9 protein-coding genes are annotated in these 12,125 nt (G+C 56.0%); 4 read left to right on the forward strand and 5 right to left on the reverse strand.

The genetic code is table 11. From position 1 onward, the window contains the following. Positions 1 to 1,698 (reverse strand): efflux RND transporter permease subunit (locus tag ACF8AM_RS14055; RefSeq protein ID WP_392556246.1); only part of this gene is annotated, 1,698 nt, incomplete at its 3' end. A 116-nt stretch (positions 1,699 to 1,814) separates the two neighbouring features. Continuing rightward, complete coding sequence (locus ACF8AM_RS14060) at positions 1,815 to 3,299, reverse strand: efflux RND transporter periplasmic adaptor subunit (RefSeq protein ID WP_392556238.1); 1,485 nt, start codon at positions 3,297 to 3,299, stop codon at positions 1,815 to 1,817. 367 nt (positions 3,300 to 3,666) lie between these two features. Between ACF8AM_RS14060 and ACF8AM_RS14065 the strand changes: the two genes are divergently transcribed. Then, positions 3,667 to 3,834 carry a hypothetical protein gene (locus ACF8AM_RS14065; protein WP_392556239.1) on the forward strand — a complete coding sequence of 56 codons (168 nt, stop codon included), beginning with the start codon at positions 3,667 to 3,669 and terminating at the stop codon, positions 3,832 to 3,834. A 342-nt stretch (positions 3,835 to 4,176) separates the two neighbouring features. On the opposite strand, the gene ACF8AM_RS14070 is transcribed toward ACF8AM_RS14065, so the two are convergent. From ACF8AM_RS14070 to ACF8AM_RS14080, 3 genes are all read right to left on the reverse strand, one after another. Then, positions 4,177 to 5,826, reverse strand: coding sequence for a TolC family protein (locus tag ACF8AM_RS14070; protein ID WP_392556240.1), 1,650 nt, complete (start codon positions 5,824 to 5,826; stop codon positions 4,177 to 4,179). Positions 5,827 to 6,139: 313 nt separating this feature from the next. Continuing rightward, entirely contained in the window at positions 6,140 to 6,550 is a 411-nt protein-coding gene (locus ACF8AM_RS14075) for a PaaI family thioesterase (protein ID WP_392556241.1), read from the reverse strand. A gap of 82 nt (positions 6,551 to 6,632) precedes the next feature. Beyond that, entirely contained in the window at positions 6,633 to 8,483 is a 1,851-nt protein-coding gene (locus ACF8AM_RS14080) for an SLC13 family permease (RefSeq protein ID WP_392556242.1), read from the reverse strand. Positions 8,484 to 8,741: 258 nt separating this feature from the next. Here ACF8AM_RS14080 and ACF8AM_RS14085 point away from each other — a divergent pair, with 258 nt between their 5' ends. The 3 genes from ACF8AM_RS14085 (at position 8,742) to ACF8AM_RS14095 (ending at position 11,931) form a co-directional block, all read left to right on the forward strand. Continuing rightward, a complete protein-coding gene (locus ACF8AM_RS14085; RefSeq protein WP_392556243.1) occupies positions 8,742 to 8,999 on the forward strand; it encodes a DUF3311 domain-containing protein in 258 nt (85 codons plus the stop codon). After that, on the forward strand, positions 8,996 to 10,630 hold the full coding sequence (locus ACF8AM_RS14090) for a sodium:solute symporter family protein (protein ID WP_392556244.1): 1,635 nt from the start codon (positions 8,996 to 8,998) through the stop codon (positions 10,628 to 10,630). Before ACF8AM_RS14085 ends, ACF8AM_RS14090 begins: the two co-directional genes overlap by 4 nt. A 254-nt stretch (positions 10,631 to 10,884) precedes the next feature. Next, positions 10,885 to 11,931 (forward strand): DUF4886 domain-containing protein, encoded by a 1,047-nt coding sequence (locus ACF8AM_RS14095; protein ID WP_392556245.1) that lies wholly within the window; start codon positions 10,885 to 10,887, stop codon positions 11,929 to 11,931. Positions 11,932 to 12,125 lie beyond the last annotated feature (194 nt).

The following is a 12,125-nucleotide window of genomic DNA, read 5'->3' on the forward strand; positions in this document are numbered from 1 at the left end:
GATGAGAATCCAGAACACCGCAGACAACAACAAAGAAAAAACAAAATGGTTTCCATAAAATTGACATACAACAACAAAACAGCGATAGAATCGTGGTAGAACCCAGGTGACCTTCAATGCCCCGATACAGAAAGCCAAACACGGAGTGACCAATTGCCAGTTGCGTCGTCCCACCATCAACAAGGAAGCGAGCACCGGAGTCACCGTCAGTGAAACGCCGAGCGAGGCGATCAGGGAAACCACGTATCCCATCGCCAATGGGACGAATAGCTTGCCCTCCATTCCTTCGAGAGCAAACAACGGGATGAACACGAGGACAACGATCGCGGTGCCGTAGACGACGCTGCTTCGTACTTCGACGCTCGCATCGTAGACAACTTGCAAAACGGGTCTGGGGTCGTCGGAATGTCGGTTCTCTTTGAGACGTCGGAAGATGTTTTCCACGTCCACGATCGCATCGTCGACCAATTCACCGATCGCAACGGCCAATCCGCCCAACGTCATCGTGTTGATGGACAATCCAAACGCCGCGAACACGCAGGCGGTTGAAATGATGGACAACGGGATGGCAGTGAGCGTGATGAAGGTGGTACGGAAGTTCAAAAGGAAGAGAAGCAGAATGACCAACACCAACACGCCGCCATCTGCCAAGGCCTCGACCACGTTTTCAATCGCCCGATCGATGAAGGATCGCTGGGAGTAAACGTTGGCGATTCGGATATCGTCAGGAAGTGACCCACGCAGTTCGTCGAGGGCTTCTGCGATCGCTTGGTCCACTTTGCGTGTGTCGCTGCCGGGTTGCTTGTTGATTGTCAGCACCACCGCGGGGCCGCCTTCAACATTGCCGTGTTCGTCTCGTAAAAACACGGATGAATCACCCCGTTTGACCTGAGCCCCTTCGACCACTTTCGCGACGTCGGCTAAGGTCACAGGCCTTCCCGATCGCATCGTGATGGCGATGTGCTTCAGTTCGTCCAAACTGCTGATTCGTCCCAATCCCCTGACCAGCAACTCGTTGGCTCCTTGGTCGTCCAAGTATCCACCGGTCGCATTCAGGTTCGATTCTTTCACCGCCGTGTGGACGTCTTCGATGGTCAGTCCAAACTGAATCAGTTTGTCCGGGTTGATCAGCACCTGATACTGCTTTCGGGCTCCGCCCATCGTGAAGACCTGCGACACGCCTGGGACTGTCAACAACCGCTGACGCACAACCCAATCGGCCATCGTTCGCACTTCCATCGGCTCGGTTTGTTCACCTTCACTCCACATCCCATACATCAGGATTTGACCCATGATCGATGAGATCGGGGCCAGCATTGGCTTCACACCCTCGGGCAATTGTTCCGATGCAAGTTGCAGTCGCTCGTTGACGATTTGTCGGTCGTTGTAGATATCCGTGTTCCAGCCGAACTCCACATAGATCACTGACAACCCAATTCCGCTACTACTGCGAACTGCTTCCACACCGCTGGCTCCATTGAAAGCGGTTTCCAATGGAAACGTGATCAACGTCTCCACTTCCTCAGGTGCCATCCCATGAGCCTCGGTGATCACCACCACGCGAGGGCGGTTCAAGTTCGGAAAGACATCGATTGGCAGTTGTGTGGATTGCCACGTTCCGACGCCGAGCAAGATCGCTGCGAGAGTGAGGATCAGCAGACGGTTCCGCAAAGAGAGTTGAATGATCTTGTCTAACATGGTTGTCACAAGTTGAAATGAATGAGGCATGACAGCCGGCAACCGGAGAGCAAGCAGCATGCTCCGTTTGAATTGGCCGAGAATGGGATCGCCAAGCGATCATCAATGAAACGGTGTCAGTGAGAGTGGCCGGCATGCGGGTCAATCGCACCGCCGCCACGATTCTTCATTTCCATCTGCAACTGGTGGGCACCACGAACGGCGATTCTTTGTCCAGGCCAGACCTGACCGTCGTTCTTGATTGCCACATGCATGCTGTCGCGAGCCAAAATCTCCACCGGAACCCGGTCGAAGTGCTCGCCGTTTTCGACAAACACAAATCGGTTCAACCCTTCTTCGGCGACGGCATCTTTCGCAACAACAATCGCATTTGCGAATCGAGACACAGGAAGGCGAAGCGTCAAACGTTGGCCGGGTTTGAAACGCCAACTGACGTAGCGTTTCCGACTGCGGACTTCATCCCGCTCGATCTCATTGGCCAGTCCGACGTAGAAGGCCAGGGAACGCGATTCGGTTTCAACTTCGTTGCCGATGGAGATCACGTTCAAACCATCGATCAGTTCCATTTCGCCATCCGGACCGCTCATGATGGCCTGGACTTCGGCGCGAGTGTCCGCCGCTTGCCGCAGCAGTTTGGCATCCCGTTGATAGGCTAAGCCTTCGATCAAAAGTTGTCGCAGGTCAGAGATTTGCGAAATTTGTTGACCGGCAGTGACCGATTCTCCTCTTTGCACATCGAGTTCTGTCACAACGAATTCCGCATCCATGTGCGTGTGCCCATGGTCGTCCAAAGGCGGCGGTTGCATCGATGCCAAGCGGGCTTCCGGATGGCCTGCCATGCGATGCGTCGCCCGACTAAGAGCCTCATGATGCAGTGAATTGTCTTCCTCGACCCAGGGAGCCCTCACGACGAGTTCACGAATCAAGGTTCTCTCTCGCTCGATGGTGGCAATCTGTTTTTCTGTCAATCCGTGAAGCAGCATCGACTGCTTGGCCGCTCGCAATCCAGCCAGCAATCTTTCTCGCTCGTACTCACGTGCTAAACGCGTTTTCCCGGAGACGGCCCCGGAACTGGTGATCGACGACAGACGTTCAATTTCACGATTTTCGACATCCAATTGGCCGAGTTGCAGCAGGAAGTCTTCTTGCGTTTCAACGAGATCTTGATGCGTCAGTCGAAGCTGAAACATGGCTTCACCGCTCGCAATCATTTCTCCACGCGACACGTGGATCGCGTTGATGACACCCGTCATTGGTGAAGTGATCGAGATGTGAGTTTTGCCCGGCCAAGGGGTCACGATGCCGGGGACTTCCACGTACTTGGTATAAGGACCGACCGAGATCGCTTCGGTGCGAAGTCGCAGGTTAGCGCGAGCCTGGGGAGTTAGCTCCAGCGATTCGGTATCGTCGTGTTCGGCATGGTCGTGCCCTTCGTGTTCATCGTGCCCGTCGTCCAAGTCAATTCGCGACTGAGAAGCTGATCGGGAATCCCCACCCAAATCGGTGAAGAAATACAGACCAACGGCAATCGCCAACAGGATGGCAAACAGTGAAATGATCGAACAGCGTAGCGACGAACGCAAATGATTGGATGAGGTCATGACAGTGCATGGAAGCAAGATGAACGATCGCTTCGTCCTCGTGATCAGCCATTCATGCTGGGCGAAGAGTCAAGGTTGTCTTGCCCGATCAGGATTGGCTGAACGTCTCATCATCCGTCAGCAGACGAATCAGAACATCACGCGCGCAGATCCAATCGAGGGCAAGAACCCGTACGATCAAAATGGGGAATGAAAAGAAGGCAACGTGTGGGCCGCAATCGGGACTCATCCCAATTCACGAACCACTCATCGCAAATTCCCTCTCTCAAATGATCCAGGTGCACAGCCATGCACAACGGGACCCGGGATCTCGATTTGGCCGAATGACATCATCGACCACGCCGCGAGAGTTCGTTGTCAGCGATCGATGAGTTCGATCCTCTGGACGCACTTCCAAGTAGGCGATCAGAGGCATTTCAACGACGAATTGGACGTCGCTGGTGGGGACGAAACTGCAACCAACGCCGCTGTGACAACCTGGGTGATCACCATCGCAAGGATGAGTCTGGCAGATGCATCCGTCGAGGCACTTTGATACCCCAGTACCAGAAGCGTTTTCGCTCTCTTCGGGATGATGTGAGCAACAAGCAGGATCCGGAACGCTCTGTGCGTCCGATTCTGACTGGCTGTGCTCGCAACCCTGGTGACCGTGTCCATCGCACGCCACGACATGATGCATCGAACACCCGAAGAACAGGTGCAGTAGCAATGCCACGGCAGTGGTGAGACGGCAGAAGGTGGACACAGTTTCCCTGTGGGTGAAAGGTTGCAGTGATTATCGGTTGTCCGGATCAGAAAGGCCAGAGCGATTGCGAACCGGAACGCAAATTCATTCCAAATCGAAGGCCCCCCCTTCGAGCAAGTCGCTCAAGAAAATTCAGGATCCATTGTCGAGTGTCACCAGCAATCCTTCAATTTCCGCTGCCGCTTGGCGGGCTTGTGCGGCGGCTTCCAGCACGCTCAGGCGAGTGTTGAACAGCGTGCGTTGAACGGTCAACAGTTGCAGGTAGTCCGTTTCTCCCGCGTCAAAAGCTCGCTGCGATAGCTGGTAGGTTTCCTCTGAGATTGGTAGCACGGATTCATTCAAACGCCGGTAGCGTTGGAGAGCGACTTGGTATCGCCCGACTGCGTTGGCGAGCCGACCTTCCAAGCTCAACTGTGTCCTTTCGATTGCAGCCGAGGCTTCGGAAATGCTCGCCCGAGCACTGCGAATGTTGCCCTGATTTCGATTCCATAGTGGCAACGGAACGCTGATGCCAACTCGAGCGAAGGTGTCGTCTGTCGCAGCGTCGACTCCAACGCCTACCAGTCCCGTGACGTTGGGAGTGACTTGGGCGCAAGCGAGACGCAACGACCATCTCGCCCTTTCCAGTGCTGATCCCGCTGCCGTGATCTCAGGGCTGGTCGCGCTGACTTCTGCTAACAACACGTCCCAAGGCGTGTCAATCAACCCTTCAGCGATGTCTCCAACCAAAATGTCATCTGGCAACGCATCCAATCCGGCCGCCGCAGCGAGTGCTTGCCGGTTCGCCTGCAATTGTGTTGCTGCGTTTTCGGCGGTGATGCGGGCCTGTTCCAGTTCGACCCGAGCCTGCAGCCATGCGACGCGTGAGACTTCCTGGGCGTCCAGCAAATCCTTCACGCTGCTCAGCGATTCTTCTGCGACATGCACGATCTGAGTTGCGATTTCAGCGCGACGCTGGCCCACCAACGCATTGGCGAAGGCGGTTCGCACATCGGTGAGGACACGTAGCTCCGCCATCCGCAACTCGGAACGTCGCTTTTCCGCTTCGTGTGCCTGGACCTGTTGAGCAATCTCGAGTTTGTTCGCGGTCACGAACTGCTGAGACAACTGCACCGAGTGCAAACCCGAGGCTGATTCGTTTCCAATTTCGTCGGATTGATATTGAAAAACAGGATTGAAAGGAAGGCCCGCCTGGACGGCTTGCCCGTTAGAGAACGCCACGCGTGCTCGGGCCTCCGCGATCGCCGGGTGCGTCCCCAACGCAATCGATTCCACCGACGAAAGAGTCAACCAAGCGGAAGAATCGACATTCGTGATTTGCGTTGCGTCGTTCGCTTGAAAAGGGACGCTGGAGTGCGTGTTTAAGGTTGATGCCTCGACGTCATTCAGCGAAGCATCCAGGGCCATCGCATCCCGCAAGCTATCGGGCTCGACCACCAAGGTAATATCCCCGTCGCGATTCGGGCTCCGTTGCAGTGGGGCTCGCCTCGCGATTGGAGTCTGATTGGAATCACGATTCACCGCGAACTGATCGAATCCGACTTGCTGAATTCTGGCTTTCGATTCGGCTGCTACAGCATCCGATGACTCCACGTCTGTCGCAACCGCTTCCGTTTTCTGTGACGGATGTTTCACGGTTGTTTCGCCAAGCGTCTGACAACCACTCATCAGTCCCAACGCAGCCAGCAACAGAACTCGTTTCGCGTTCATCGTCTGCCCACTGGATTTTGAATGCATTTGCACAACGCCACCTTCCTTGGAAATCGACACTAGCCCGATCATTCCATCGGTCCAATACCACACCTGTTACAGGCACGATTGCGACAACCCAACCGATTGCTATCAACCGAGGGTCCGCCTGTGACGATTGTGCTGATCAGCAAAATCGCGAGAGCCACCGCTAAGCAGGTCGGCAGGAATGATCGGGTAGAGCCTCACGTAGGCGAGTCTCTCTGAGACTCGCAAATGACAGCGTCTCGGAGAGACGCCGCTACGTGATCAATCCCAATGACTCCCGCTCACGTGCTCAGAAGGTCCGCTAGTCTAACACACCAGACGCAACAAGGTGCCCGCAAGCTCCCTTCTGAACCTGAATTTATCCGCCCGCAAGAACCGTGCAGGTCGCCGATGCGGTCGCAACCAGCTTTCCCTTTTCGTTCGTGATTTGGCATTCCACGAACCCGATCCGCAACCCACGCTGGATCACCGTCGCCTCAGCCGAAAGAACTCCTTCCCGCACCGGACGAATGAAACTGACCTTCATCTCGATGGTCGAAAAATCTTCACTGGAGAGCAAAGTCCGACCGAAGGCGATCCCCATCGCCGCGTCCGCTAGCGCAGAAACCAACCCCCCGTGCACTCGACCCATCGGGTTGTGATGCTGAGGCCCACACTGAATATCCACCGTCGCCTTGCCGGCATCAGGATCACCGTCCGCGCATTCGCTGGGGTGAACTTGGAAACCGACCAAGCGTGAAATGGGCGCATCTGAAAAACGTTCACTCATGTTTCCAACTCACCCCAATTCAATTCCGTTCGAAAATCACGCCGCGAGAACCATGCAGTGCCAACTGACAACTCAATGCCCGTCATGGGTACCACCACGTCAACATGCTGATCGATGTCACCCCAACGAGCAGACTCAGCGGCAACCCAAATTGAATGTAGTCTCGCAATCGATAACCGCCGACACCGTACACCATCGTGTTGGTTTGATAACCGAACGGCGTCAGGAAACTCGCGGAAGCAGCAATCATCACCGCCACCACCATCGGCATCGGATCCACTCCCATCTTCATTCCAGCGGTCCAGGCGATTGGCAGCATCAGCATCGCAGCGGCATTGTTCGTGATCAACTCGGTGCAAATCACCGTGGCAACGTAGATTGCGATCAAGGTCCCCAGTTCACTTCCCTGGGCAATGTTCAACAGACCATTGGCGATTTCTCCCGCCGCACCGCTTTGTTTCATCGCGCTACCGATCCCAATGGCCGAACCGATGACGATCAACACCGACCAATCGATGCTGCGGCGAGCTTCCGAGGTCGTGCAGCAACGCGTCAGCACCATGGCACAGGCCGCCATCATCGCAGCACTCAAAATTGACAACCAATTGAGCGCCGCCACGGTCACCATCACCAGCATGATCCCGAGCGCCAATGGTGCCCGCTCGTGACGTCGAATTTCGCCTCGATCCACGCTGCTGACCAGATAAAAATCGCTGCCGCCACGTTGCCGATGCATGAACGACTTGGAAGCTTCCAGCAGCAGCACATCCCCCGGTTCAATCCGCACGTCGCCCAGTTTGCCCTCCAAACGCCGGCCACCACGAGCCACAGCCACCACGGCAGCGTTGAAATTGGAGCGAAACCGTCCCTCGCGAATCGTCTTGCCTATCAAACTGCAACGCGGACTGACGACAGCTTCCACCAGCGTCCGACGCCACGCGGGAATCTCCAACTTTCGAGCCTGATCACCGGGAGTGATCAAACCACGAATCTTTCGCAAATCGACCACGCTGTCCACGTCACCAACCAGGATCAAGATGTCTTCCCCGTACAGACGCTGATCCGGTTTCGCGGGCTCGATGCGACCGTCGGCACGCTGGACCTCCGCAACATACAAACCTGGCAGAGCACGCAAACCGGCTTCTTGCAGCGTCTTGCCCACCAATGGTCCCATCAACTCGACCTGCATTTCGACGGTGTACTTTTGGGGATCGTCCCCGACACTGACAGCCGGTTTCCGTTCAGGCAACAACCATTTCGACGCGCCAATGATGTAGATCAAACCCAGAATCGTGGCTGGAATCCCCGCAATCGCTGGGGTGAAAAATCCGAGTTCAGCGAGTTGCACGCCCACCCCCACGGCCTCCGCATCAGCGACATACTTGTTGTATTCGTCTCGGACCAAGAGATTCGTGCTGGTTCCCATCAACGTGCACATGCCACCTAAGATCGCTGCGTAAGAAAGCGGCAACAACAATCGACTGGGGCTGATCGACAATCGCTTGCCCAGATCCCCCACTACCGGCAACATCGCGGCAACCACCGGCGTGTTGTTCAAGAACCCGCTCAACAGGGCCACGGGAAGCAACATCCGGATCTGGGTGTCACGGAGATTCTTGGCTTTGGAAAGCAACCATCCCGTCGCCAGTTCGGTTCCGCCGGTGAGTTCCAACCCCGCCACGACAGAAAACAACAACGCAATCGTGATCAAGCCCTTGTTACCAAACCCGGCCACCGCCTCCGCCGGACCAGGCAAAAGCGCGGTCCCCGTCAAATCCTGAACCACGACCAACACCGACAATGCCGTCAACGCCAACAAATCCGTTGCCGCAACACGCGTCGCCAAACCAACCAAAAGCGCAATCGCGACGCCAATGGTCAGCCACATGGGCCAAACAGTCGGCCAAACCAAAGGGTCAAACAGAGATTCCATGCGGCAGAAAACGTGTTGAAAGTGCCGGTGAGTTTCGCGGCAATGGGGTGCAGGCCAATTTCGGTCGGGATCACGCCAAACCGCTGGCCACTACAGTAATTCAAACCATGGATATCGTCGCCCCCGTGATCCCATTAGACTACTGGCCTGACGGTCGCTCGGATTCCCTGAATGACGGTATTTGCATGCCAAAAGCCATTCGGGAACAGATTCTGCCTGTCCCACCTTCCTTCCACGTCTCGCCTGAAACACCCCATCATGCCCAACTCGACTGATTCGTCCGCTCCGCCTGACCGGAAAGGTCTTTCAAGCGGAGCTCTCCTCATCGCCGGTTTGGTCATCGTGCTGCTGATTCTTCACCAAGACAATTGGTTGTGGAACAACGACACGTTGCTGTTCGGATTCATGCCCATCGGCTTGGCGTGGCACGCCGGCATCTCAATGGCAGCGTCATTCACTTGGTTCTTGGCGACACGAATCGCTTGGCCTCTCGATGAAGAGGAGCCACAACGATGATGATTGCCGAGATTCAAAACGGTGTTCCTCAGTTCATCATCATTTTGGTGTACCTGAGTTTGCTGCTCGCACTGGGACTGTTCAGCAGTCGTTTGTTCAAAGGAACCAAAGAAGATTACCAAGTCGCCAGCCATTCGATCGGCCCGTTCCTGCTGTTGATGAGCATGTTCGGAACGACCATGACCGCATTCGCCTTGGTGGGTAGCAGCGGCGAAGCGTTCCGAGAAGGCATCGGCGTCTACGGGATGCTGGCCAGCAGCAGCGGGATCATCCACTCGCTGTGCTTCTTCCTGATCGGTGTCAAAGTCTGGCGTTTCGCTCGCGCCCACAACTACACCACACAAATCGAATTCTTTCGCGATCGTTTGAACAACAACTTGGTTGGGTGGCTGCTGTTCCCAATCCTGGTCGGAATGATCATCCCGTACCTGTTGGTTGGTGTGATCAGTGCCGGGGGCGTTGTCCAAGCACTGACCGCGGGCCTGGCTCCCGACATGTTCCCCGTTCCACTGGAAGGTGGCCCGGGCGGAATCGACCCCGCCGTGCACGGTGGCATTCCCGCTTGGCTGGGGTCGCTGACCATCTGCACCGTCGTGCTGGTCTACGTTTTCTTCGGCGGAATGCGAGGCACAACCTGGGCCAACACCTTCCAAACGTTGGTCTTCATGGTTTTGGGTGTGGTGACGTTCTTCGTCATTGCCAACAAACTCGGCAAACAAGACAGCTTCTTCGAAAATCTTCGCGTGCTCGGCGAATCGATTCCCGAAGAAGGCAAAACACGAGCGGAGATGAGCAAGACCAAGTTCTTCACCTACCTGATGATTCCTTTGTCAGTCGGCATGTTCCCACACCTGTTCCAACACTGGATGACAGCCAAAAAAGCCAGCACGTTCAAGCTGTCGGTCGTCTGTCACCCTCTGTTCATCATGATTGTTTGGGTGCCGTGTGTGCTTGTCGGTGTCTGGGCGACTGGCGAATTGATGCCGACCAAGCCACCGCTTCCTCGCTTGCCCGGCAGCGACATCGTGGACGCGAACAAAGTCTTGCCGTTTTTGGTCAAGACTCAGACCGCACCTATCCTCGGTGGCTTCTTGGCCGCGGGAATCTTGGCCGCAATCATGTCCAGTCTGGACAGTCAATTTCTGTGCATCGGAACCATGTTCAACAACGACGTGGTCAACCACACTTTCGGCAAGGACCGATTCTCGGACAAACAACAAGTCCTCTTCACACGATTGTTCATCGTCGGAATCGTCGCCATCACCTACCTGCTCAGCCTGGGCAACGTTCGCAGTGTGTTCGCTCTAGGTGTCTGGTGCTTCAGCGGATTCAGCTCCCTGTTCCCGTTGGTTGTCGCGGCACTCTACTGGCGCGGCCTCACCGCATCGGGTGCAATCGCCGGCATCCTGGCCGCGATCACCAGCTGGTCGTACCTGTTCTACCAAGGCACGTTGGACCCGCAGGGCCTCAGCAAATACGTCTTGCGTCTGCCAATCGGCGGCGAGACCTACGAGGTGATGCCAGTCGTCGCGATGGTCTTCAGCACCCTGATTGCGATGGTCGTGGTTTCCTTGGTGACCCCCAAGCCACCGAAAGAAACCCTGGCAAAATTTTTCCCGGACCAGGCTTGAATCGACGTCTGAAATGGAATTCGCGAGAAGGGAGCCCACGGGCTCCCTTTTTTTTTGCACCCGACGCACCATGCAAGATCTGCTCGATTCAAAAATTTCGAGACCGCCGACGACACCATTCGATCCTCCATGAGGAAACTGGCACGAATGTGATCTCCGCACCGTCGGTACGCAGAACCAATGCTTCTCCGCCTTCATGTACCATAGGCGGCCCTGCCCCATTTTCCCACCATCTCCCGAGGAATGCTCGCACCATGTTCCGAACGTCCTGCTTCGTTTGTCTTCTCGCGTTGAGTTCGCTGAACGCTCGGCTGTCTTCCTTCGCTGGCTCCCCCGAACCGCCGTCCCAAGATGGTCCAAAACACATTCGCATTCTGACGATCGGCAACAGTTTCACTCACAACGCGACTCGGTTCTTGGACGAGATCGTGGAAGCAGCCGGACACAAATTGACTCACAAAATGCTTTCGATCGGTGGTTCGCCGCTCGAACGACACGCGAAGATGGCGATGGCGTTTGAAAGCGATCCCACCAGCGAGCTCGCCAAGTACAAGAGTGGCGACACCCTCCAAGAATCCCTCAAAAGCGAACCCTGGGACTTCGTCACCATCCAGCAACTCAGCTTCAAGAGCCACAACGTTGAGACTTATCGACCTTATGCCCAACAGTTGGCGGAAATCATTCGTCGCGATGCACCGCAAGCCAAGCTGCTACTGCATCAAACATGGGCCTACCGCAACGATGACCCAAGATTCAGTCGCGTGAACCCATCTGCGGGAGAACCAGCCACACAGCAAGAAATGTACGAAGGACTCCGCGCAGCCTATCGGACCATCACATCCGAATTGTCCGCCAATCGAATCCCTGTCGGCGACGCCTTCTGGATCGCCGACAACGATCCCAAATTTGGATACCAACCGCCCGAGGGCTTCGACGCCAAATCACTCGAGTATCCAAGTTTGCCTGAGCAGAAACATTCATTGCACGTCGGCTACACTTGGAACCAAACCAGCGACAAACCTCAACTGAAAATGGACGGCCACCACGCCAACCTTGCCGGCGAGTACTTGGGCGCGTGCGTGTGGTTCGAATGCCTGTACGGCGAAAGCCCGGTCGGCAACGAATTCGCGCCCAACCAACTGGGCGCCGACTACGCAGCGCACTTGCAAACAATCGCCCATCAAGCCGCCCAACAAGGCGGCGATGTCGCCCACGGCGTTCTCCAATCACTGAGTGCCGCCGAAAAAGATTCAGCGCGTCCCCATCAAGATGTCCGCGGAAGGACGCCCAGCAACAAATGAATTCACCCTCCGGGCAGGAGGGTCGAGCGACGCGTGGGGAGGTCGAACGCAAACACCCTGTCACCGACTGAGGCCCTCAGTCCGCCCCCCGTCTCCACCCACCGTAACCGACTGTGGCCCTCAGTCCGCCCCCGGCTCCACCCACCCGAGCCGACTGAGGCCCACCGTAGGCCCCCTCGCACCGCCAAACCAAA

Source organism: Rhodopirellula sp. JB055 (assembly GCF_043100905.1).
GTDB lineage: Bacteria > Planctomycetota > Planctomycetia > Pirellulales > Pirellulaceae > Rhodopirellula.